At 66.6% G+C, this 23573-nt stretch carries 20 protein-coding genes; 7 read left to right on the top strand and 13 right to left on the bottom strand.

What is annotated here, in order from left to right:
• Position 1: 1 nt before the first annotated feature.
• The 7 genes from eccB to AC5Y7D_RS14920 form a co-directional block, all read right to left on the bottom strand.
• Entirely contained in the window at positions 2-1447 is a 1446-nt protein-coding gene (eccB, locus tag AC5Y7D_RS14890; protein WP_499925152.1) for a type VII secretion protein EccB, read from the bottom strand.
• Between the two features lie 3 nt (positions 1448-1450).
• Complete coding sequence (gene eccA, locus AC5Y7D_RS14895; protein ID WP_499925154.1) at positions 1451-3172, bottom strand: type VII secretion AAA-ATPase EccA; 1722 nt, start codon at positions 3170-3172, stop codon at positions 1451-1453.
• The gene (locus tag AC5Y7D_RS14900; RefSeq protein WP_499925157.1) at positions 3169-3726 is read right to left on the bottom strand and encodes a DUF2694 domain-containing protein; all 558 of its coding nucleotides are present in this window, start codon (positions 3724-3726) and stop codon (positions 3169-3171) included. The genes eccA and AC5Y7D_RS14900 overlap by 4 nt, the downstream gene beginning before the upstream one ends.
• A 40-nt stretch (positions 3727-3766) precedes the next feature.
• The gene (locus tag AC5Y7D_RS14905; protein ID WP_499925160.1) at positions 3767-4621 is read right to left on the bottom strand and encodes an ESX secretion-associated protein EspG; all 855 of its coding nucleotides are present in this window, start codon (positions 4619-4621) and stop codon (positions 3767-3769) included.
• A 2-nt stretch (positions 4622-4623) separates the two neighbouring features.
• Positions 4624-4935: an ESX-1 secretion-associated protein gene (locus AC5Y7D_RS14910; RefSeq protein WP_499925163.1), complete on the bottom strand. Its 312-nt coding sequence runs from the start codon at positions 4933-4935 to the stop codon at positions 4624-4626.
• Positions 4936-5024: 89 nt separating this feature from the next.
• Positions 5025-6263, bottom strand: a complete 1239-nt coding sequence (locus AC5Y7D_RS14915; protein ID WP_499925167.1) for an EspA/EspE family type VII secretion system effector — start codon at positions 6261-6263, stop codon at positions 5025-5027.
• Positions 6264-6502: 239 nt separating this feature from the next.
• Complete coding sequence (locus AC5Y7D_RS14920; RefSeq protein ID WP_499925169.1) at positions 6503-7657, bottom strand: ESX-1 type VII secretion system transcriptional regulator EspM; 1155 nt, start codon at positions 7655-7657, stop codon at positions 6503-6505.
• 368 nt (positions 7658-8025) lie between these two features.
• Between AC5Y7D_RS14920 and AC5Y7D_RS14925 the strand changes: the two genes are divergently transcribed.
• A complete protein-coding gene (locus tag AC5Y7D_RS14925) occupies positions 8026-8316 on the top strand; it encodes a WhiB family transcriptional regulator (RefSeq protein WP_306246627.1) in 291 nt (96 codons plus the stop codon).
• Between the two features lie 134 nt (positions 8317-8450).
• Here AC5Y7D_RS14925 and AC5Y7D_RS14930 read toward each other — a convergent pair whose 3' ends face one another.
• The gene (locus AC5Y7D_RS14930) at positions 8451-9710 is read right to left on the bottom strand and encodes a MinD/ParA family ATP-binding protein (RefSeq protein WP_499925172.1); all 1260 of its coding nucleotides are present in this window, start codon (positions 9708-9710) and stop codon (positions 8451-8453) included.
• Between the two features lie 647 nt (positions 9711-10357).
• Between AC5Y7D_RS14930 and gltB the strand changes: the two genes are divergently transcribed.
• The 3 genes from gltB to AC5Y7D_RS14945 all read left to right on the top strand — a co-directional run bounded on the left by gltB (position 10358) and on the right by AC5Y7D_RS14945 (position 16704).
• Positions 10358-14941 carry a glutamate synthase large subunit gene (gene gltB / locus AC5Y7D_RS14935; RefSeq protein WP_499925175.1) on the top strand — a complete coding sequence of 1528 codons (4584 nt, stop codon included), beginning with the start codon at positions 10358-10360 and terminating at the stop codon, positions 14939-14941.
• Positions 14934-16400 carry a glutamate synthase subunit beta gene (locus tag AC5Y7D_RS14940; protein WP_499925177.1) on the top strand — a complete coding sequence of 489 codons (1467 nt, stop codon included), beginning with the start codon at positions 14934-14936 and terminating at the stop codon, positions 16398-16400. Before gltB ends, AC5Y7D_RS14940 begins: the two co-directional genes overlap by 8 nt.
• A 169-nt stretch (positions 16401-16569) precedes the next feature.
• Positions 16570-16704, top strand: a complete 135-nt coding sequence (locus AC5Y7D_RS14945; protein WP_499925179.1) for a hypothetical protein — start codon at positions 16570-16572, stop codon at positions 16702-16704.
• Positions 16705-16759: 55 nt separating this feature from the next.
• Here the strand turns inward: AC5Y7D_RS14945 and AC5Y7D_RS14950 are convergent, their stop codons facing one another.
• A complete protein-coding gene (locus AC5Y7D_RS14950) occupies positions 16760-17608 on the bottom strand; it encodes an LLM class F420-dependent oxidoreductase (RefSeq protein WP_499925182.1) in 849 nt (282 codons plus the stop codon).
• A gap of 27 nt (positions 17609-17635) precedes the next feature.
• Here AC5Y7D_RS14950 and AC5Y7D_RS14955 point away from each other — a divergent pair, with 27 nt between their 5' ends.
• Positions 17636-18061, top strand: a complete 426-nt coding sequence (locus AC5Y7D_RS14955) for a hypothetical protein (protein ID WP_499925185.1) — start codon at positions 17636-17638, stop codon at positions 18059-18061.
• Positions 18061-19071, top strand: a complete 1011-nt coding sequence (locus tag AC5Y7D_RS14960; RefSeq protein ID WP_499925188.1) for a PHP domain-containing protein — start codon at positions 18061-18063, stop codon at positions 19069-19071. The genes AC5Y7D_RS14955 and AC5Y7D_RS14960 overlap by 1 nt, the downstream gene beginning before the upstream one ends.
• Here AC5Y7D_RS14960 and dinB read toward each other — a convergent pair.
• Together dinB and AC5Y7D_RS14970 are read right to left on the bottom strand one after the other, a co-directional pair.
• Complete coding sequence (gene dinB / locus AC5Y7D_RS14965) at positions 19060-20259, bottom strand: DNA polymerase IV (protein ID WP_499925190.1); 1200 nt, start codon at positions 20257-20259, stop codon at positions 19060-19062. The genes AC5Y7D_RS14960 and dinB overlap by 12 nt on opposite strands.
• Positions 20260-20283: 24 nt before the next feature.
• Positions 20284-20931 carry a TetR/AcrR family transcriptional regulator gene (locus AC5Y7D_RS14970; RefSeq protein ID WP_499925193.1) on the bottom strand — a complete coding sequence of 216 codons (648 nt, stop codon included), beginning with the start codon at positions 20929-20931 and terminating at the stop codon, positions 20284-20286.
• Between the two features lie 177 nt (positions 20932-21108).
• Between AC5Y7D_RS14970 and AC5Y7D_RS14975 the strand changes: the two genes are divergently transcribed.
• Positions 21109-22578: a flavin-containing monooxygenase gene (locus tag AC5Y7D_RS14975; RefSeq protein ID WP_499925195.1), complete on the top strand. Its 1470-nt coding sequence runs from the start codon at positions 21109-21111 to the stop codon at positions 22576-22578.
• Here the strand turns inward: AC5Y7D_RS14975 and rraA are convergent.
• Positions 22575-23060 carry a ribonuclease E activity regulator RraA gene (rraA, locus tag AC5Y7D_RS14980; RefSeq protein WP_499925196.1) on the bottom strand — a complete coding sequence of 162 codons (486 nt, stop codon included), beginning with the start codon at positions 23058-23060 and terminating at the stop codon, positions 22575-22577. The genes AC5Y7D_RS14975 and rraA overlap by 4 nt on opposite strands.
• Before the next feature lie 3 nt (positions 23061-23063).
• A complete protein-coding gene (locus AC5Y7D_RS14985; protein WP_499925197.1) occupies positions 23064-23516 on the bottom strand; it encodes an Rv3852 family protein in 453 nt (150 codons plus the stop codon).
• Between the last annotated feature and the right edge of the window lie 57 nt (positions 23517-23573).

Below are 23573 nucleotides of genomic sequence, written 5' to 3' on the forward strand. Positions count from 1 at the left end.
GTCATTGCGGGGCTCCGGGAGTGCCGCCCGGAAGCTTTCGGGGTGTGGGATCCGCCGGTAGCGTTTCGTGCTCCAGCATGGCCGCCTCCTTGGAGAGCACCGGCCCGTCCACCAGCAGCCGAATGATCTCCCACGGCGCGGTTTTCGGTGCGCTCAGGCCCAGCGCCTTGGCCGCATCGGCGTTGGGCACGCCGTAGCGCACCCCCTCGGGGTCGATGTAGTACATCGACTCGCCGTAGCGCGGATCAGGAGACTGCAGCTGCACGAACTTGCCCCCGTCGATGTAAACCGTTGCCGATCCCTGGATCTGCTTGATGCCGTTGTTCATCAGCGACGAGGGGATCGGTAGATGCCGGCCGGACAACACGGTGGTCTTGGGTGCCTGGTCGCCGGCGGCGCGGTCCCAACTCCAGCACAGCGTCGGTTCGTCCGGCCGGGACAGGATCTTGAGCTGGCCCTCCGGAAGCGGTGAGGGATAAACCCGTTCGGGTATCCGCACGACCACGCTGGGTACCACCGCGGGCGGTGCGACCAGACCGTGCGACTGTGTGGCGCGCAGCGCCGTTGCGGTGGTCGAATTGACCATGGCGATGCCGTCGGGCAGCACCACGTAGTACTGCGGGCCCTTCTCGGCGTGGATCTGGAACACCGACCCGATGACCAGTTCGTCGGACAGGCCGAGGTTGTTGGGCGTTCCGGCGAACGGTATGGGCGGCAGCTGCCAGGAACCTTGGCTGGGCAGCGCGTTGAACATCCCCTCGGAGATGGGGACGGGTTTGGCGGTGACGGGTATCCCCATCGCCGAGGTGAGGGCCCGGTCGCTGAGATCGATCAGGTGACGGCCCTTCTCGGTGACGATCCACTGCTGACCCTGGTAGCTCGCCAGCAGCGCCTCGTTGGAGTCGACCGGGTCGACCGAGGAATCGATCAGCAGCGGCATCCCGATCACCGAGGTCTGTACCGCGGGTGACGCGGTGTCGGCCCGGGCGACGGTGTCACACAGAGTCCAGATCGAATTGCGGTCGCCCGACACCGGGGTGGCGTACGGCGCACCCGGAATGCCGAGCGTCTGTCCCAGCGGCAGCTTGCTCAGCTCCGAGGACTTCACCGTGGCCGGGCTGGCCGGGCTGCCCAGCACAAGTCGCGCGGACGTCAGGTTGTACACGGGGTGCAGCTGTCCCGACATGATCACGTACAGCTCGTTGGTCGCCCGATCGGTGAGCAGCGTCGTACCGCCGAGTTTGCCCTGAGGCTTGAAGAACGCCAACAGCCCCGCGCCCACCAGGATGACGATCGCGATGACCACACCGAGCCAGACCGAGCGGCTGTAGAACTGCAGGGGATCGTCGAACATGCGGGTGTCGCGCCGCACGATGGCATGCTCGACTCGGCGAAGCAGGAAGCGCCAGCCGCTAACCTGAACCTTGGTGGTCAGGCGAAGCCCCATTTGTCACTCTCTCATGTTCAGCTGTGCATGCACCGCGGCGATCGCCTCGGCCATGTCGGTGCCATTGATCTCCTGTAGACGGTCCACGTCGAGAGCCTCGATGTCGAGACCCTGGGCCAACCTCATATCGCGGCATTGTTCGGCAGCCTCGACCAGTTGCCGCGCGTAGCGTCCGTTGCCGGCGATGTCCAAGGCGGGCCGGCCGCGCAGGGTTCGGTCATGCAACAGCTTGGCCGCCGCCAGTACCTCGTCGGCCGCCTCCGCGGTCAGCATCGAATCATTGGCAGCCGCAATTACTTTGGCGATCTCGAGGATCTCCTCGGGGCTGTAGGTGTCGAACTCGATGCGGGTGGCGAAGCGCGAGCGCAGGCCCTCGTTGGTCTCCAGCAGCCGGTCGATGTCGTTGCTGTAGCCGGCGATGATGACCACCAGACGGTCGCGGTCGTTCTCCATCCGGGCCAGCAGCGTGTCCATCGCCTCCTGTCCGAACGGGTCGGTGCGCCCGTCCCGCTCCTGCACCAGCGCATAGGCCTCGTCGATGAACAGCACGCCACCCAGGGCATGGTCGATGGTCTTGGCGGTCTTGACCGCTGACTGCCCTTCGTACTCGGCGACGAAATCCTTACGGGAGGTCTCCACCAACTTCGGCTCGGCGATGACGCCCAGACCGGCCAGGATGTTGGCCACTACGCGCGCGATCGTCGTCTTGCCGGTGCCGGGCGGGCCGGTGAAGATCATGTGCTTGCTGGGCTGGGCGACCTTCATGCCCTTGGCGGCGCGCACCCGCGCCATCAGGGTCGCCGCCCGGTACCGCTCGATCTGCGTTTTCACCCGGCTGAGTCCGATCTGGCGGTTCAGCTCTGCCTGAGCCTCTTCCAGCAGCCGGTCGCGACCGGAGTTGTCGGTCACCACGCTGCCCGGATCCCAGGGATCCGAGCGCGAGGCGATCTGCTCGGCCGTCGTCGTCTTCAACCGGTACGACGGATCCTTCAGTGCCGCGGCGACTTTGGGTTCCGGATGAGTGGTCTGCAGCCACTCCAGCAGCGCGACGGCGGCATCCTCGTTGCCCTGGCTGCGTCGGGCCATCGCCAGAAACCATGCGATGGACCGCGCGCACGCTTCACCGGCCGGCGAGTCGTTGGCTTCGGTGAGTCGGCGTTCGGCCTCGGTGAACAGGCCCAGGTTGGCCGCGGCCACGCCGTGCGCGACCCCGGCAGCACCGGTGAGGAACTTGTCGGGCCATTTTCCGGCGCCCTTGACCTCGTCGATCACGTCGGTCCAGCGTTCCGCGGCACCGTAGATCACCGCCTTGAGCCAGGACACCAGATGCTCTGACCCGGGGACCGAGCTGGCTTCCATGGCTTCCAGCGCGTCGGCGTAATTGCCCTGCGTCGCTTCCGAAGACGCGAAGCCCATGGTCACCGCGAGCGGAGAGGTGATCGGGTAGGTGATGTCGCCGTAGATCCCCCCGATGGGAACCCGCGCGTTCAGGGTGCTCATCGAGATCTGGGCGGCGCCGGAAAGCTGCCCGAAGTTCCGGCGCGAATACCAGGCCCGGAAGAGCGTGACGCGGTCGGTGTCGCCGCAGCGAATCCGTCCCACCCATGCGTCGCATGCCGTCTCGTCGTAATTTGTTATCTCGGTGAACAGGTCGAGTGACCGTGCCTCCGACAACGGCAGCATGCCGACGGCACTGTCAAACAGACCGGCCAGGCGATCGGTCATTTATCACCGTTGTAGCGAGCGGTGTAGTCGACGTCGTACCGGCTGGCGAACACCTCCGCCTCGCGCGCGGCCGCCTCTTCGGGCGTCGGCAGGTTCAGCGTCATTCCGACGAACTCGTGCAGCAGCGCATTCTGCTGCTCGCTCTCACCGGTCATCTCGCTCATGTTCTCCACCATGAAGGTGTGCTGAGCGGCCCGCGCCTTCTGCCGGGCCAGATCGGCGATGACGAAGATCTCCTCGGCGAGCGCGGTTTCCGACATGCTCGATGCCTTGTCGGTCACGGTGATGGTGTGGACCCGGCCGTCCATGAGCGCGGTGACCGACACCGATCCCTGCGGGTTGGTCACGGTGAACAATGCGAGGTCGGGTTCCTCTTCCTGGTCGGTCAAACCCTCCAGGGCCTCGAGCCCCGGGTCGGCGTCCTGGGTCGCGGGCGGAGGCGCGAACTCGTCGAGCGCGTCGAGAGAGGATTCCTCGACGTCGGTGCCACCGCCGCCGGAAAAGTCCAGCGCGCCCAGATCGTCGCTGTCGTAGTCGTTCCCGGGCAGTTCCACTGTCGGGTCCTTTCTCGATTCGGAAGTGCGTGAATTGGTCTCAGGCGGAGGCTTGGGCGCGGTCCAACCAGGAGCCGGCCGGTAGCAGCTCCAATAAGCTGTCGAGGGCACGCTGCAGGTTCTGCTGCGTTCCGGGCAGGAAGCTTCCGTACAACTCCCCGCCCACGCGCCGTGGCAACGAGACCAAGCGACCGTGCTTGGAGTCGAGAACGCCTGCGGCAGCGCTGGTGTGAGTGGTGGTGCCACCGGGATGGCGTTCGGTTGCGATGATCTCCACCCAGCTGGTTGGGTCGCTGACGATCTCGGTGTAGATGCGTGCCTGGGCCATCGGGATGCCGTGACTGGCCAGCTGCGCCGCCGTCGTGCACTCGGCCAGCTCGCTGGCCACACCGGTCAACGGTTCGACGCTGGCCGGTTCGGCCGTGCCCAGCACGGTGGTCACCATTCCGGCCAACCCGACTTGCGGTGCCACGAACTGCAGCACCAGCAGGTCCTCGTCGCGTGCCGCGACGACGTGGGTTTCGCCCTTGCGGCACACGACGAATCGCACCATCACGCCGCCCGCCGAACCGCCTCGGTCGCGGCGCCACCACCGGCACTCCAGGGTCCGGTCCGCCCGGCTGATCGTTTCGGCCATCGTGGCGACGCTGGGATGGGGCTGACCGTTGTGGTCCAGCACTCCTTGTGCGGTGAGGTCGCGCTGCACCTGTTCCCAAACCTTGTCCCGCAGATCTTCCTGCGGAATGTTGGGTCGGATCCCCAGGGCAACCGGGAAATCCACCAGGTGCAGTCGGTCGGCGATGACCAACATGCCGTCGATGGTCACCTCGACGCCCACCACGTCATCGACCGGGCCTGCGAGGCCCGCACGACCAGCAGCGAGCGGACCCGACATGATCAGCCGAAGATCTTGTCGATGATGCCGCCCAGCCCCTTGTCGGCGTTGAGATAGGCGGTGGCGGCCGAAATCAGGTTGGTGGCCAGCCCGTTGCTCACGCCCTGCACACCCTTGCCGGTGTTGGAGCGGCTGGTCTCCACGTCCCGCAGGGCATTGTTGAACTTCGACGTGAACGAGCCGTGCGTCATCGAGACCCGGCCGCTGATCCCGCTGACCGTGTTGGTCGCGGTCCCGAATTGGCCGGCAATCTCGGTTTGCATGCCCGACAGCACCCTCAGGAATGAAGGAACGACTTCGAGAACTCCTGACATGGGGTAAACCCTCCTCTACGTTTAACTTCTTACTCGCTATGGCTTTGGCTTGCTATGGGTTTGGCCGTTTCGTGGCCGGCTGTATGCAATTACAGGACGGTTCCTTGCTGGCCCGGCTGGCCACCCGCTCCCGCTTCGACCGGCGCGCGCTCCCCATCGGAGCCCGCTGCCGCGCCTCCATCGTCCTTCTGGCCCGCCTGCTGGGCTTGCGCGGAGATCATCTGCGCCTGCTGGCCGGCCATGCTGCCCATCTGGCCCGGACCACCGCCGACCGCCATGAGCTGCTGCAACTGGCCCATCGTCGAGGTGATCTGACCGACGCCGGGCAATTGGGCGAAGTTGAGCAGGTTGCCGAAGCTCAGCGCCGGCAGGCCGGCGAAGCCGCCCAGGAAGTCGGGCAGCGCGGCCAGTTCGGTCCAGGTGGGCAGCTGGCCCAGGTTGCCGACACCGGGGAACAGGTTGCCCAGCGAGGGAAGGCCGGGGAACAGGTTCGGAATGGAGGGCATGCCAGGCAGGTTGGGGAAGCCCGGGATGAGCCCGCCGCCACCGAAGTCCGGGAAGCCGGGGAGCAGGCCGCCGAAGTCCGGCAGACCGGGGATGGACGGCCACTGGAACTCGGGCAGACCCGGGATCGGCAGGTTGAAGTCCGGAAGGCCCGGGACAGGGGGCCAGGTGAAGTCGGGCAGCCCGGGAATCTCGGGGAAGCCGGGGATCGGGATGTCGGGCAGCTTCGGAGGCCAGATGGAGTCGATGATGCCGTCGATGATCCCCGGGATCAGGCCGGCCAACGCCGGCAGGTTGGTCAGGATGTCGAGCAGCCGGCCACCGAGTCCGATCATGCTGGCGGCATTCATGGCCGTCATGATCGTCAGGTAGAGCAGCGCGCCCCCGACCACGGCCATCGCGAGTCCACAGGACGGAATCGCCAGGGCGACCGACGCGGCGTCACCGATGATCCAGAGGTGGTCCTCAAGCCACTTGCAGGCTTTGTAGACCCCGTCGACCATCTTCTTCATCGCCCGCAGCACGTCGCGGGTGTCCGACACATGCTCCGCCTGATTGGAGATCAGGTTGCCGGTCAAGTTGTCGATGTCGCCCATGAGCTTGGCCCGGAGTTGCTGGGCCGTGTTCTGGTTCAAATAGGCGTCCGCGGCCTGACCGATCCAGCTGGTACCGGGAATGGCCAGACCGATCTTGTCGGCGACCCCTTTGAACAGTGACGAGCCGGCATTGAATATGTCACCGGGGTCGGGAAGACCTTCGCCCAGCAAAAACAACTGAGCGTAGATGAAGTTACTGGTGGTCTTGCACATCGCGCTACCCGACATGTGAGTGATTCCTTACGTTGGCTTGTTGGTGTGCACGGTCATTTTCTTTATGCTCCCTCGCACCGTACGTTGAGCTTAGCAGCGCATTGACAGGGCTAGATGCACGAATTTTCAGATGGGGCTGGCCTTTTCGCGTGCACGGCACGGCCGGACCCACAGCGGGATTTCGGGGCGGCAGACGCCTGCCCCGGCCAATCCGTCCGGGGCGCGTCAGCGAGTGACCGCGTCCCGAGTGCAATTCAATTGATCTGACTGATGAGTTCTTCGATCGCTTGGACAGTTTCGGCCGGCAACGCTTCTTCGGCCTCGGCCCGCACGATCATTTCCTCGGTTACTCCGGCCGCTTGCGCGGTTTCCAGTGTCGAAAGATTGGCTCGCCGGCGCGCGGCATACAGACGTTGCGCCAATGTCGCACCGGGCGCCGTTGCGCCCAGCGTCATCAATTTGTCGTGGTATCGGCGCACCGAGCCCATCGCCTTGATGAGTTCCGGGGTGATGCGACTGATACGGGTGGCCTGCACGGCGATCGCCTCGAGTTGGCGCAGATCGGCCAGAATCGGTGCGGCCCGTTCGGTGAAGTCGGGATCCTCGGGCGAGGGCAACGCGGCAATGGCCAGGCTGCAGGTGTCCACCGCAGCGGCCACGGCTTGAGCGATCAGCGACGCCGGGCCGTCGCCGGCCGACGGACCCTCGGCGACGGTATCGGCGGCGGGCATCGCGACCGTCTGGTTGGCGGCCGCGTCGCCTTCCCGGATGCGGGCGATGGTGCCCGCGGGCCATTGCAGAACTTCCTCGAGCTTGGCGCGGGTTCGTTCCCGGGGCCAACTGCGACCCTTCTCGAAGGAGATGAGCGCACCGGCGTTGATGATGCCGTCGGCGGCCAGGCTGCGCTGGCTGATGTCGAGCTCGCGGCGGCGGGCCGCGGCGGCGGCCCCGGCGCGGACCACGCCCGGGTCGGCGTCGTTGGTCTGATCATCCTGACGGGGCTCTTCAGGCAAATTCGTCGGCCTGACGACTTCGAACGTCAACGCCTTGCCTCCAGTGGGATCGCCGAACCGGACGTTTTTGGTGTCGCTGACAGATGTGGTTTCGCGCAGTTCGTCGACGAACATACCGCTCCCGCGGTGGTCGACGACGCGCCAGTTTCCGTTGGAGGGCACTGCTTGCCGGTCGAACCCCGGAGCCTGCGGCTCGGCGACCCGCAGTCCCTGGCGGTCTAGTTCGGCGATGCCCAAGCCGGGTGCGATCGGATGTGCCGCGACACCGCGCAAGGCGGCCAGCGCAGCCGGCCCCACGGTCGATTCGGCGTCAGGCATGTGCGTGGGATCCTCGCTTGCGGTGGTCAGGGCGGGCAACACCGCGGGCTGCACGGTTCGCCTTTCGCTGACCAACATGGTAACCGTTGCACCCTTTCATTGCTATACCTTCGCTACGCTTTTCGGCGGGCCGTCCGGCTCGTGCGCGGTGAACTCAAACCCGACAACTGCTACGGTTAACCATAGCGCCAACCGCAGCCGCTGGGAACACTTTGGCGGAAAGCTGTGCACAGAACCAGCCGATCAGCAGCCGACGCACAGCCTATTGACAGGTAGTAACCCCTGGTAATTGCAGGTTGCAAGGGTAAGCTCGCCCTTCGCGCTGTAAAGGTGTAGCACCAACGCGAAACTGCTGCAGATCAAACTGTTGCACTGCGACGGTTGATCCGCTAGCCTTCTTAACCGAGGGGCAGAACGCGCAACGCTTTATGGAGGAATGCAGAGACATGACCGCAACAACTCTTTACGAGGTCCCGCAGCTGGGCGTGTGCACTCAAGACCCCGACCGTTGGACCACCACCCCGGACGACGAGGCCAAGACCTTGTGCCGGGCCTGCCCCCGCCGCTGGCTGTGCGCGAAGGAAGCCGTGGAATCGCCTGGTGCTGAAGGCCTTTGGGCCGGTGTCGTCATCCCGGACTCGGGCCGCCCGCGGGCTTTCGCGCTGGCCCAGCTGCGCTCCCTGGCCGAGCGCAACGGCTTCGCCGTGCGCGAGCGGGTGACAGCTCAATCGGCGTAACCGCCAAACTGCGTCAACAGCGCGAGAAATCCGGCCGATTTCTCGCGCTGTTTGCGTTGTCGGCAGGCCACCGGCTCCACCTACGCCGAGCGTGACGTGAGGGCGGAAGGCCCCACCGAACTACCACCGCCACTTCACCTTCGGCGAAAGCCACCGCCAACCGGTCTATCGGCCCGCGAGGCGAAGTATCCGACGATGGTGGCCGCAACCTGGAGGAACTTCAGTCTCGTGGCCGGCGCCATCTCGTGGGTCACATCGATGACGCCGCCCGGGCGCAGATGGGGATCGAATGGCACTTCGACCACCGGCTGTCCGTGGTTGACGAACTCGCGGACCAGCAGGGAGCGGGTGCGTTTGTCGGCGTGCCCGTCGGAGTCGTTGAGCACGACGACACTGCGTTGCAGCAGGCTGCCGAGCTGATGATCCGACAACCACTCGACGGTCTTGGCGGCAGCTGCAGCGCCGTCCGCCCACGGCGAGGAGACCACGATGAGGGCATCCAGGTCGCGCAGCACCTCCTGGGTGACGGCGGCATCCATCGTTGATCCACAGTCGATGACCGAGATCGCGAAGTGCCGGTCCAGCCGCAACGCGGCTTCCCGGTAAATCGCCGGGTCGAGTACCCGGCGCGGACCCGACAATGGCTCGCCGCCCAGCACATAGAGGCCGGTCGCATTCCTGCCCACCCGCGCGGTCACGTCGGCGAAGGACTGCAGGTGCTTGTCGGCGGTCAGTTCCCAGAACGAACCGGTGGTCCGCGGATCGATTCTGCTGCTCAGGCGACCGAAGGCGGTGTCGGCGTCGATGGCGACGATGCGGTCCTGCTGGCGCAGTTCGGCCAGGATCGAGCCGACGCTGGCGGCCACCGACGTCTTGCCGACGCCCCCCTTGCCGAGCACACCGACCTTGTGATTGCCGTGCAGGGCGGTTCGGATCGTCGCCTCGAACTGCGCAGCCTCGCGTTGCACGGCGGACGGGCCGGGCTTGACCAGGCCGAACGTCGCCGTGCGCACCATGCGACGCCAACCGCGCTCGGCGGGGTGGGTGACCGGCGCGGGCGCTGCGCCCGGCCAGGGACCGGGGGGCGGCGCCGGAGGCAGCGGCGGCTCCCGCCGCGGTGGCGGGGCGGGCGGCCGCTGGCGCGGCGGTGGCGGTGGACTCGGTGGCGCTGGACTCGGTGGCGGTGGCGGCGTTGCCGGTGCCGCGGGCGCGGGAGGCGCCGTGGCCGGCGCCTTGGCGGGGGTCGGCGGCCCCGGCGGGGGAGGCGGCGCGGCCGGCGACGGCACTGCGGCCGGAGGGGCCGGTCGGGGGCTCGCGACGGGCGGCTGGGGGGGACGCGAGGCCGGTTGCTCGGGACGCATGCGGTTTCGCAGAAATTCTTGGGGCTCGTTCATGGGCTCCTCGGGGTGCCGCCTTGGGTGCCAAGGCCTGTCAGCCAACGCCGGACGCTGACGTCCAGTATCGGTCACCGTCGGGAGGGCGCCAGCCACCCTGGAATCGCGCAAACTGGGCGCACCCCGGGTGCCGGGGCGGCGTGCAACGGACCGGTGCTGGCCACTCCGTTTGCCCTGACTTTGCTGCCACGCGTTATTGCGCGACCGTGGTGCGGGTGTGACGGGCGGGTATAGCGGGGACGCCCTTGGCAGGGCGGCGGTGGCGGCCGCTGCAGCAAACTTTGCGTCAGGCGGTGCGATCCTCACCACAGTGCGCGGCGATCGCCCATGGTCGCAGGTCACGTCGCGGGGCTGTCAATCGCTGGTAACAGCGAATTTACGGAGCCGCCAGTTGAAAGGTTAGTATTGGTAAGTTGGCATGTCAGGCGGTTTTTGTCATATCGTTTTACGACTTGTCGAAACAAGGTACGGGGCTACCGTTCAATGCTGCACGGACCAATCCCTGACCGGATTGTCTCCGCTTGGCGGACAGCCTGTCGATGAGACCGAGGGGGCCCGGCCCGCAACCTCCGGGTGCGGTCCCACTATCGGAGAAAGTCGATTCGCGAAGCGGCCGTGCAGAAAATCTGCTGAAGGGTTAGGTGGGAATGACGCCCAAGCGCGTCGGGCTGTATAACCCCGCATACGAACACGATTCATGCGGTGTGGCCATGGTCGTCGACATGCACGGCCGGCGTAGCCGCGACATCGTCGACAAGGCCATTACCGCGTTGCTCAACCTCGAGCACCGCGGTGCTGCCGGTGCCGAACCGCGCAGTGGTGACGGTGCGGGAATCCTGATTCAGGTCCCGGATGCGTTCCTGCGCGCGGTCGTCGATTTCGAGCTGCCCGAGGCGGGCAGTTACGCGACCGGCATCGCTTTTCTGCCGCAGTCTTCCAAGGACGCCGCAGCGGCATGCGCCGCGGTGGAGAAGATCGCCGAATCCGAGGGCCTGCAGGTGCTCGGCTGGCGCAATGTGCCGACCGACGATTCGTCGCTGGGCGCGCTGTCGCGCGACGCGATGCCCACCTTCCGCCAGGTCTTCCTGGCCGGCGCCTCCGGCATGGCTCTGGAACGCCGTGCGTACGTGGTCCGCAAGCGAGCCGAGCACGAACTCGGGACGAAGGGCCCGGGACAGGACGGGCCGGGCCGCGAGACCGTGTATTTCCCGAGCCTGTCCGGCCAGACGTTCGTCTACAAGGGCATGCTCACCACCCCGCAGCTCAAGGCCTTCTACCTCGATCTGCAGGACAACCGGCTGACCAGCGCGCTGGGCATCGTGCATTCCCGGTTCTCCACGAACACCTTTCCGTCCTGGCCACTGGCACATCCGTTCCGGCGAGTCGCCCACAACGGCGAGATCAACACCGTCACCGGCAACGAGAACTGGATGCGCGCCCGTGAGGCGCTGATCAAGACGGACATCTTCGGGTCGCACGACGACGTCGAGAAGCTGTACCCCATCTGTACGCCGGGGGCTTCGGACACCGCGCGCTTCGACGAGGTGGTCGAGTTGCTGCACCTGGGCGGTCGCAGTCTGGCCCACGCGGTGCTGATGATGATCCCCGAGGCGTGGGAGCGCCACGAGTCGATGGACCCGGCGCGGCGCGCGTTTTACCAGTACCACGCGGCGTTGATGGAGCCCTGGGACGGACCGGCCTCCATCACGTTCACCGACGGCACCATCGTCGGAGCGGTGCTGGACCGCAACGGGTTGCGGCCTTCCCGGATCTGGGTCACCGACGACGGCCTGGTGGTAATGGCGTCGGAAGCCGGCGTGCTCGACCTGGACCCGTCGACCGTGGTCAAGCGGATGCGGCTGCAGCCGGGCCGGATGTTCCTGGTGGACACCACACAGGGCCGCATCGTGGCCGACGAGGAGATCAAAGCGGAGTTGGCCGCCGAGCACCCCTACCAGGAGTGGCTCGACAACGGCCTGGTTCCGCTGGACCAGCTGCCGGCCAACAAGTACGTTCGCATGCCGCATCACCGGCTGGTCGTGCGGCAACAGACCTTCGGCTACACCTACGAGGAACTCAACCTGCTGGTGGCTCCGATGGCAGGCACCGGCGCCGAACCGCTCGGGTCGATGGGCACCGACACTCCGATCGCGGTGCTGTCGAAGCGTCCCAGGATGCTCTTCGACTACTTCCATCAGCTGTTCGCCCAGGTGACCAACCCGCCGCTGGACGCGATCCGCGAAGAGGTGGTGACCAGCCTGCAGGGCACCACCGGCGGGGAGCGCGACCTGCTCAGCCCGGACGAGAACTCCTGTCACCAGATCTCGCTGCCGCAGCCCATTCTGCGTAATTTCGAGCTGGCCAAGCTGATCAACCTCAACCCCGAGGACGAGGTCAACGGACGGCCGCACGGCATGCGGTCCGAGGTGATTCGCTGCCTGTACCCGGTGGCAGAGGGCGGCGCCGGACTGGCTGCGGCGCTCGACGAGGTGCGGGCCAAGGCATCGGCGGCGATCGCCGGCGGTGCGCGGCTGATCATCCTGTCGGACCGCAACTCCGACGAGACGATGGCCCCGATCCCGTCGCTGCTGGCCGTCGCCGGGGTCCACCACCATCTGGTGCGGGACCGCACCCGTACGCAAGTGGGCCTGGTCGTCGAATCGGGCGACGCTCGCGAGGTGCACCACATGGCCATGCTGATCGGGTGCGGCGCGGCCGCGATCAACCCGTACCTGGTGTTCGAGTCAATCGAGGACATGCTCGACCGAGGTGTGATCGATGGCATCGAACGCAGCAAGGCGCTCAACAACTACGTCAAGGCCGCGGGCAAGGGCGTGCTGAAGGTGATGTCCAAGATGGGCATCTCGACGCTGGCGTCCTACACCGGCGCCCAGCTGTTCCAGGCTGTGGGCATCTCCGAGGACGTGCTCGACGAGTACTTCACCGGGTTGGCCTGTCCCACCGGCGGTATCACCCTGGACGACATCGCCGCCGATGTCGCGGCCCGGCATGCGCTGGCCTACCTTGACCGCCCGGACGAGCGTGCGCACCGCGAGCTCGAAGTCGGTGGCGAGTACCAGTGGCGCCGCGAGGGCGAGTACCACCTGTTCAACCCGCAGACCGTGTTCAAGCTGCAGCACGCCACCCGGAGCGGTCAGTACAAGATCTTCAAGGAGTACACCCGGCTGGTCGACGACCAGAGCGAGCGCATGGCATCGCTGCGCGGGCTGCTCAAGTTCCGTGCCGACCTGCGGCCCCCGGTGCCGATCGACGAGGTCGAGCCGGCCAGTGAGATCGTCAAACGCTTCTCCACCGGCGCGATGAGCTACGGGTCCATCTCCGCTGAAGCGCACGAGACGTTGGCCATCGCGATGAACCGGTTGGGTGCCCGGTCGAACAGCGGTGAGGGTGGCGAGGACGTCAAGCGTTTCGACGCCGACCCCAACGGCGATTGGCGGCGCAGCGCGATCAAGCAGGTCGCCTCCGGCCGGTTCGGTGTCACGTCGCACTACCTTACGAATTGCACCGACATTCAGATCAAGATGGCCCAGGGCGCCAAACCCGGTGAGGGCGGCCAGCTTCCGGGGCACAAGGTGTATCCGTGGGTAGCCTCGGTGCGGCACTCCACGCCGGGAGTCGGGCTGATCTCGCCGCCGCCGCACCACGACATCTACTCGATCGAGGATCTCGCGCAGCTGATCCACGACCTGAAGAACGCCAACCCGTCCGCGCGCGTGCACGTCAAGCTGGTGTCCGAGAACGGGGTCGGGACGGTGGCCGCAGGTGTGTCCAAGGCGCACGCCGACGTGGTGCTGATCTCCGGTCACGACGGTGGTACCGGCGCGACGCCGCTGACGTCGATGAAGCATGCCGGTGCGCCGTGGGAACTGGGTCTGGCCGAGACGCAGCAGACCCTGCTGCTCAACGGGTTACGCGACCGGATCGTGGTTCAGGTGGACGGCCAGCTCAAGACCGGCCGGGACGTGATGATCGCGACGCTGCTGGGTGCCGAGGAATTCGGTTTCGCCACAGCACCCCTGGTGGTGGCCGGCTGCATCATGATGCGGGTCTGCCACCTGGACACCTGCCCTGTCGGGGTGGCCACCCAGAACCCGCTGCTGCGCGAACGGTTCACGGGCAAGCCGGAATTCGTCGAGAACTTCTTCATGTTCATCGCCGAAGAAATGCGAGAGTACATGGCGCAGTTGGGCTTCCGGACCGTCAACGAGGCGGTGGGCCAGGCGGGGGCACTGGACACCACCCTGGCGCGTGCGCACTGGAAGGCGCACCGCCTGGACCTCACCCCGGTGCTGCACGAACCCGAGTCGGCGTTCATGAACCAGGACCTGTACTGCAGCTCGCGGCAGGACCACGGTCTGGACAAGGCACTCGACCAGCAGTTGATCGTGATGAGCCGCGAGGCGCTGGACTCGCAGAAGCCGGTCCGGTTCTCGACCACGATCAGCAACGTCAATCGCACCGTCGGCACCATGCTCGGCCACGAGGTGACCAAAGCCTACGGCGGACAAGGGTTGCCGGACGGAACCATCGACATCACGTTCGAGGGATCGGCGGGCAACAGCTTCGGGGCGTTCGTGCCCAAGGGGATCACCCTGCGGATCTACGGTGACGCCAACGACTACGTGGGCAAGGGCCTGTCCGGTGGCCGAATCGTGGTGCGGCCGTCCGACAATGCGCCGGATGGCTATGTCGCCGAGGACAACATCATCGGCGGCAACGTGATCCTGTTCGGCGCGACCAGCGGCGAGGTCTTCCTGCGCGGCGTGGTCGGCGAGCGGTTCGCGGTGCGTAACTCCGGGGCACACGCCGTCGTCGAGGGCGTCGGTGACCACGGTTGCGAGTACATGACCGGTGGCCGGGTGGTCATCCTGGGCAGCACCGGCCGCAACTTCGCCGCCGGCATGTCGGGTGGTGTGGCCTACGTCTACGACCCCGACGAGCAGTTGCCCAACAATCTCAACATCGAGATGGTGGACGCCGAGGCGCTGGACTCCGACGATGCGGAGTATCTGCACGGCATCATCACGGCACACGTCGATGCCACCGATTCCGCTGTCGGCCAGCGCATTCTGGCCGATTGGCGCAACCAGCAGCGGCACTTCGTGAAGGTGATGCCGCGGGACTACAAGAAGGTGCTGCAAGCGATCGCTGACGCCGAACGCGATGGCACCGATGTCGACAAGGCGATTATGGCGGCGGCACATGGCTGATCCAACCGGCTTCCTGAAGTACACCCACCGCGAGTTGCCCAAGCGGCGACCGGTTCCGTTGCGGCTCAAGGACTGGAAAGAGGTCTACGAGGAATTCGAGGTGGAGACCCTGCGCGAGCAGGCCACCCGCTGCATGGACTGCGGCATCCCCTTCTGTCACAACGGTTGTCCGCTGGGCAACCTGATCCCGGAGTGGAACGACCTGGTGCGCAGGGGCCGCTTTCGCGACGCGATCGAGCGCCTGCACGCGACCAACAACTTCCCCGACTTCACCGGCCGGTTGTGTCCGGCGCCGTGTGAGCCGGCGTGCGTGCTGGGCATCAACCAGGATCCGGTGACGATCAAACAGATCGAGCTCGAGATCATCGACAGGGCCTTCGACGAAGGCTGGGTGGAGCCGGTGCTGCCGCACTGCGACACCGGGAAGACGGTCGCGGTGGTCGGATCGGGTCCGGCCGGATTGGCTGCGGCGCAACAACTCACCCGCGCCGGACACAAGGTGACCGTGTTCGAGCGCGACGACCGGATCGGCGGGCTGCTGCGCTACGGCATCCCCGAGTTCAAGATGGAAAAGCGGGTGCTGGACCGTCGGCTCGAGCAGATGGCCGCCGAGGGGACCCAGTTCCGGGCCGGGGTCAATGTCGGTGAGGACATCACCGCCGAGCAGCTGCTGGCCGACTTCGACGCGGTGCTGCTGGCCGGGGGCGCTACGGCCTGGCGCGAGCTGCCGATTCCGGGCCGCGATCTGGACGGGATCCACCAGGCCATGGAATACCTGCCGTGGGGCAACCGGGTCCAAGAGGGAGATGACGTCCTTGGGCCCGACGGAGAGCCGCCGATCACCGCCAAGGGCAAGAAGGTGGTGATCATCGGTGGTGGTGACACCGGCGCCGACTGCCTCGGCACCGCGCATCGTCAGGGCGCGGCGCGCATCCACCAGTTCGAGATCATGCCCCGGCCGCCGGAGACGCGTGCCGCGTCGACCCCCTGGCCGACCTATCCGCTGATGTACCGGATCGCCTCGGCGCACGAGGAGGGTGGCGAGCGGGTGTTCTCGGTGAACACCGAGGAGTTCGTCGGCGACGACGGGCACGTGACTGCGCTCAAGGTGCACGAAGTGGAGATGCGCGACGGGAAGTTCGTCAAGGTTGAAGGCACCGACTTCGAACTCGAGGCCGACCTGGTGCTGCTGGCCATGGGTTTCGTCGGTCCGGAGAAGCCGGGCCTGCTCACCGAGCTCGGCGTGAAGTTCACCGAACGCGGGAACGTGGCTCGCAGTGACGACTACGAGACCTCGATCCCGGGCGTATTCGTCGCCGGTGACATGGGCCGGGGCCAGTCGCTGATCGTCTGGGCCATCGCCGAAGGGCGGTCGGCCGCCGCGGCGGTGGACCGTCACCTGATGGGCTCCAGCGCCTTGCCCGCGCCGATCAAGCCCACGGCGGCACCGCTGACTTAGTCACACCCGTCACACCCGAAACATTTGATAAACATTGGGCGCGCCGCGCCACGTTTGCCAGTGCGCTGGTGTCTAATGGCTGTCTGTGGGCTCCGTCACATAAAGGCAAGCTCGGGCCGCCCAGGAGCCACGACCGCGTTAGTCGATCGCAGGAGTTACCACCGTGCACATGAATCCAGTTCCCCGGACAAGAATGGCGCGAATCGCCTGGTCACTGGTTCGACACCCGGTCAAGAGCCGCGAGTTTCCGGCCAAACACGAGCGGTTGGTGACGGCCGAAGAGCTGCTGCGGTACGCCATCTGACCATACCGGTCGCGGCGGTCGGCCGCTCTGGCCGACTCCGGATGGTGTTTGCTCGTTAGCTCAAGAGACCTGAATCCCGAATCGCCTCGGCCAGCGGCTGCAGCACCGCAGGATCGTGCGGCGGAGCGAGGTAGACGATGCCGAGGTCCAGGCCCTCCGCACCGAGGGCGGCCGCGGTCTCGATCACTTGCCTGTAATTGCGATCGGGTCCAAGGCCCAGATGGGCCGACAACGTGATCTCCTTCGGGTCGCGCCCGATGTCTTTGCAGCGCGCCGCCAGCACGTCGCGCTTGCGCGCGAACTCCTCCGGCGTACCCCCGGCGAAATTCCAGTGCTGCGCGTAGCGCGCGGTGATGGGTAGCGTCCGCTTCTCCCCGCTGCCGCCGATGGCGATCGGCGGGTGCGGTCGCTGCGGACCTTTCGGCTCGTTGCGGGCGTCCTTGAGTTGGTAGTAGCGGCCGTCGAAGGTGGTGGTTTCCTCGCTGAGCAGGCCGACCAGCACCTGGCAGGCCTCCTCGAACCGAGCGAAGCGTTCCTTGATGCTGCCGAGTCCGATGCCGTACGCACCGGATTCTTCCTCGTTCCAACCGGCGCCGATACCGAGTTCGAGGCGGCCACCCGAGATGATGTCGAGCGTGGCCGCCATATTGGCCAGCACCGCCGGGTGGCGGTAGTGGATGCCGGTGACCAGGGTGCCCAGCCGTAGCCGCCTGGTGGCCTGGGCGAGCGCGGTGAGCGTCGTCCAACCCTCCAGGCAGGGCCCGGTGGAGTCGGAGAAGATCGGGTAGAAGTGGTCGAAGGTCCAGCCGGATTCAAAGACGTCGATGTCGTCGGCAGCCTGCCAGACGGCCAACATATCCGGCCAGGTGGTGTTCTGCGGTGAGGTCTTGAATGCAAATCGCATGACCTCGACACTAGACTCGGTCAAACGATGATTCTCGGAGTCGATACCAAACTCACCCTGCTGGCCACAGGCCTGATATTTCTCCTGGCGCTGGGTCTCGGCGTATGGAAGTACCGGCAGATCACGGTCGCACCGGACCACCGCGCACACGTCTACGTCGACATCGCCCACCGGGCGGCGCTGCTCTACGCGTTCGCGACGCTGCTGTTCGCGCCGTTCGTGGAGCTCAGTGTGTGGCCGGCCTGGGTGAACCTGACCGCGACCGGTGTCGCGGTGTTCTTCTTCGTCGGTGCGATCGGGAGTTACATCGTGCACGGCGCACGGCGCGACACCGAGAACCAGTTCGACCCGCCGGTACGCGGCACCGGCGTCATGATGACCCTGTTGATCGTCGGTGAGATGGGCGGTTTCGGCGTGGTGTTCGCCGGCTTCATCGCGGGGCAGCTGCTCTGATGGATCCGGTTTTCGCGCTGCGACAGATCGCCTACTACAAGGACCGCAGCCGTCAGGACCCCAGGCGGGTGATGGCGTACCGCAATGCCGCCGACATCATCGAGCGGCTGGACGAGGCCGCCCTGGAGCGGCACGGCCAGGCCGGCAGCTGGCAGTCGATTCCAGGGATCGGGCCCAAGACCGCGCAGGTGATCGCGCAGGCGTGGGCAGGCTACGAACCCGACCAGTTGGTCGAATTGCGTTCTAACGCAGAAGATCTCGGTGGGGCAGAGGTGCGCGCGGCGCTACGCGGTGATCTGCACCTGCACTCGAACTGGTCGGACGGCTCGGCGCCGATCGAGGAGATGATGGCCACCGCGGCCGCGCTGGGGCATGAGTACTGTGCGCTGACCGATCACTCGCCGCGGCTGACGATCGCCAACGGCCTTTCGCCGGACCGACTGCGCAAGCAGCTCGACGTGATCGACGAGTTGCGGGAGAAGTTCGCGCCGCTGCGCATCCTCACCGGGATCGAGGTCGACATTCTGGAGGACGGCAGCCTGGATCAGGAGCCCGAACTGCTGGATCGCCTGGACATCGTGGTGGCCAGCGTGCACTCGAAGCTCGCGATGGAACCCGCGGCGATGACCCGCCGGATGGTGCGGGCGGTCTCCGACGGGCACGCCGACGTGCTGGGCCACTGCACGGGCCGCCTGGTCTCGGGCAACCGCGGGATCCGTCCGGAATCGAAGTTCGACGCCGAGAAGGTGTTCACCGCCTGCCGCGACCACGGCACCGCGGTGGAGATCAATTCCCGCCCGGAGCGCCGGGACCCGCCGACCCGGCTGCTCAACCTGGCCCGCGACATCGGCTGCGTGTTCAGCATCGACACCGATGCGCACGCGCCGGGCCAGCTGGATTTCCTCGGCTACGGTGCGCAGCGGGCGCTCGACGCCGGTATCGAGCCGGACCGCATTGTCAATACCTGGCCGGCCGACCGTCTGGTGGAGTGGGCGGCATCAGTCGGATAGGTGCGGCATCTCCAATCCCGGGTCGCGCCCGACCAGCACGGCGCGTGTCAGCGCGGACTTGCCGTAACGCCGGTGAACCTCGTCGATCGCCTGGTCCACCGCGGGTGACTCCCCGGCGAACGGGAGCGTCAACTGCTGGGCACCGCTGCGGTCGATGCCCGAAACCGCGAATCCGACCAGTGTCAAACCCTTTTCGGCGATCAGCGGCGCGGCCGCGGCCACCAACCGGCGGGCCGTGGCAAGGATGGGCTGTGTCGAGGCAGTGGCCCACGGCATCGTCTGCGACCGGGTCGCGCGGCTGAAGTCATCGAAACGCAGCCGCAACGTGACCGTCCGTCCGGTGCGCCCCGCGGCGCGCATCCGGCCGGTGATCCGGTCGATCAGGTTGACCACCACGGCGTCGACCTCGGTGGCCGACAGGGTGGTGCCGGCTCGCCCCAACGCCCGCTGAGCTCCCACCGAGCGGCGGCGCACCCCGGTAGTCACGCGGCGGCGGTCGATGTTGCGGGACAGGGCGTAGAGCTGGCGTCCCATAGCCTGCCCGAGCATCGAGGCGAGCGCGGACTCGCTGAGTTCGGCTACCTCGGCGACCGTGGTGATGCCGTGCGCGTGCAGCTTTTCGGCGGTCACCGCCCCCACCCCCCACAGCCGGCGTACCGGCAGCGGATGCAGGAACTCCAGCTCCCTGTCGGGCGGCACCAGCAGCAGGCCGTCGGGCTTGGCCTCCTGGCTGGCGACCTTCGCCAGGAACTTGGTCCGGGCGATTCCCACGGTGATGGGCAGGCCGACCCGCGCGCGTACGTCCGCCCGAAGCCGCGCGCCGATCTCGACCGGCGTACCGGACACCCGTCGCAAACCGGCGACGTCGAGGAACGCCTCGTCCACCGACAGCGGCTCGACCTCCGGTGTGCAGTCGTGGAACACCTCGAACACGGCGTCGCTGGCTTTCGAGTAGGCGCTCATTCGCGGCGGCACCACGACGGCGTGTGGGCACAACCGGCGCGCCCGCGCCCCGCCCATTGCGGTGCGCACCCCGTAGGCCTTCGCCTCGTAACTGGCGGCCAGCACTACGCCGCCGCCGACGATGACCGGACGGCCCCGCAGGCCAGGGTCGTCCCGCTGTTCGACGGAGGCATAGAACGAATCCAGATCCGCGTGCAGGATGGACGCCTCACAGCGCACGAACATATGTTCGCACAGCGCTACGACAGGCTATTGCTTCTCGCCGTAGATGGCGCTGACCCAGATATGCACCAGCGTGTCGAGCACGCTGGCCTCCGGCACCGAGGGTTCCTCGGCGAGAAACGACGCGGACAACGCCCGCTCGTTCATCAAGTTGAGCGCCGTGGCCAGCTCCAGGGCGGGCAGGGTGGCGGGTGCGGCGCCCCGTTCCCGTTCGGCCTCGATCACCGAAGCGGTGTGGGCGATCCACTTCTGCATGAACGTCGACCACAACTCCCGGGCCTCGGCGTTGATGGCCCGCACGCCCTGACCGCCCCGGATGACGGCCCGATGTGATCCGAACGTCTGGAAGAACACGTTGATCCCGGTGCGCCACATGTCCTCATGGCCCGCCTCGAGCCGGTCGGCGAGAGCTTGCAGCGCTTCGTCCGCCTCGTTGACGACGCGGTCCAGCAGGGTCAACAACACCGCCTCTTTGGACGGGAAGTAGAAGTAGAAGGTGGGCCTGGAAATGCCGGCGCCTTTTGCCAGGTCGTCGACCGAGATGTCGGCCAGGGGCCGCTCTTCGAGCAGCCTTTCCGCGGTGGCCAGGATCGCCAGCTCGCGCTCGTCACCGGAGGGCCGGGCGCTGCGCCGGCCCCGGGGGAGCGAGGCTCTGCCGGCCGATGAGGTTGCCACGCTGGCAGCTTACACCGTGTTGAGATCCTCGACAGCATGTCGACGAAGGTCAGCAGCCGGTGCCGATCCGCCTCCTGCCTTCGGGTTCGCCTTTCCTCCGGCCCCGGGCCGCCCCCTGCCGGTCGCGGCTCGACATGTCGTTGACGGTATCGACACAGCGTTGATAGCGTGGCCGATATGACTGAGCACCTTGACGTCGTGATCGTGGGCGCCGGCATCTCGGGGGTGAGCGCGGCCTGGCATCTGCAGGACCGTTGCCCGACCAAGACTTACGCGATCCTGGAAAAGCGCGCCGACATGGGTGGCACCTGGGACCTGTTTCGCTACCCGGGTATCCGCTCCGACTCCGACATGTACACCTTGGGCTTCCGGTTCCGGCCCTGGACCGGACGCCAGGCCATCGCCGACGGCAAACCGATTCTCGAGTATGTGAAAAGCACCGCGGCCATGTACGGCATCGACAAGCACATCCGCTTCCAGCAACGTGTTGTCGGAGCGGACTGGTCGAGCGTTTATAACCGGTGGACCCTGCAGATCGACAGCAACGGCACCCGAAACACCCTGACCTGCTCGTTCCTCTTCCTGTGCAGCGGCTACTACAACTACGAAGAGGGCTACGCACCCAAGTTCGCGGGCACCGAGGACTTCACCGGGCCGATCATCCACCCGCAGCACTGGCCGGAGGATCTCGACTACCAGGGCAAGAACGTCGTGGTGATCGGCAGTGGCGCCACGGCCGTGACTCTCGTTCCCGCACTGGCGAATTCGGGTGCCAAGCACGTCACCATGCTGCAGCGCTCGCCCACCTACATCGTCTCGCAGCCGGAGAAAGATCCCATCGCCGACAGGCTCAACCGCGTCCTGCCGGAGAAGGCGGCCTACACCACGATTCGCTGGAAGAACGTGCTGCAGCAGGCGGCGGTCTACGGTGCCTGCAAGAAATGGCCGCGGCGGATGCGCAAGACGCTGATGGGTTGGGCGCAGCGTCAGCTGCCCGAGGGCTATGACGTGCGTAAGCACTTCGGCCCGCACTACAGCCCCTGGGACCAGCGGCTGTGCCTGGTGCCCAACGGCGACCTGTTCCGCGCGATCCGGCACGGCAAGGCCGAGGTGGTCACTGACACCATCGAGCGGTTCACCCCTACCGGTATCCGGCTGAACTCGGGTGCCGAACTGCAGGCCGACATCATCGTCACCGCAACGGGTTTGAACCTGCAACTGTTCGGCGGAGCGACCACCAGCGTCGACGGCGAGCCGGTCGATCTGACCAAGACGACGGCCTACAAGGGCATGATGCTCTCCGGCCTCCCCAACATGGTCTACACCGTCGGGTACACCAACGCCTCGTGGACGTTGAAGGCTGACCTGGTTTCCGAATTCGCCTGTCGCCTGCTGAATTACATGGACGACAACGGGTACGACACCGTGGTGGCCGACGAGCCGGCGCCCGACGTCGAAGAGCGGCCATTCATGGAGTTCACCCCGGGCTACGTGTTGCGCTCGCTCGACGAGCTGCCCAAGCAGGGCTCGCGCACCCCGTGGCGGCTGAACCAGAACTACCTGCGTGACATTCACCTGATCCGGCGCGGCAAGATCGCCGACGAAGGCCTGCGGTTCGCGAAAAAGCCTGCCCCGGTAGGGGTTTAATCTCCTGCAGCGACGACGACAACGCCGTCGTCGTCGCTGTAGGCCAGCTGGCCCGGTACGAACGTCACCCCGCCCAAGGTGACGTCGACGTCGCGTTCACCCGCGCCGGTCTTGGTGCTCTTGCGCGGGTTGGTGCCCAGTGCCTTGATCCCGATATCGATACCCCGCAGGGCGGCTGAGTCGCGCACCGCACCATTGACGATCAGGCCGGCCCAGCCGTTGGCGCGGGCCAACTCGGCGATCAGGTCACCAACCAATGCGGTATGGAGAGAGCCGCCGCCGTCGATCACCAATACCCCGCCGTCACCGGGGTTCGACAGGACCGACTTCAGCAGCGCATTGTCCTGGAAGCAACGCACGGTGCTGATCGGCCCGGCGAATTCGCTACGGCCACCGAACTGCCGGAACTGCAGATCGCAGCTGCGCACCTCGGGTCCGATGTCATCGACCAGGTCAGCCGTCGGACGGAATGTCACTGCCATCAGTCAGCGGCGGCGCAACTGCCGGACCAGCAGCAGGGCCAGCAGGCTCAGCGTCGCCGCGACCACCCACGGCACGGGGTGCAGCGATGACGGCTCGGAAACCTCCTCGGGTAGGGGGTTGGCCGCCTTCTCCACCGTCGACTTCGCTTGTGCTGCGGCGTCTTTGGCGGCCGCGAGCTGTCCGTTGGTGTCGGCGCGCTGCTGCAGTTCCGCGGGCGTCTCGACAGGCTGCTCAACCGGCTCCGGGGCGGCCGGCTCCGCCTTCTTGACGGGAACCTGCTTGGCCACGGCCTTCTTCGCCGGTGCCTTCTTGGCCGGGACTTTTGCAGCGGCGGCCTTCTTGGCCGGTGCCTTCTTGGCCGGCGCTTTTGCGGCCGACGCCTTCTTGGCGGGTGCCTTCTTGGCCGGCGGCCCGGATTCGGGCTCGCCGTCGGGTCGGTCCTGCGGGTCTGCCATGCGGCCGCTCCTTTGCAGCTTGGTCGTCGCTAGTACGTCGCGCGAAACTTGGGTCCC

Source organism: Mycobacterium sp. NGS49, from assembly GCF_059812565.1.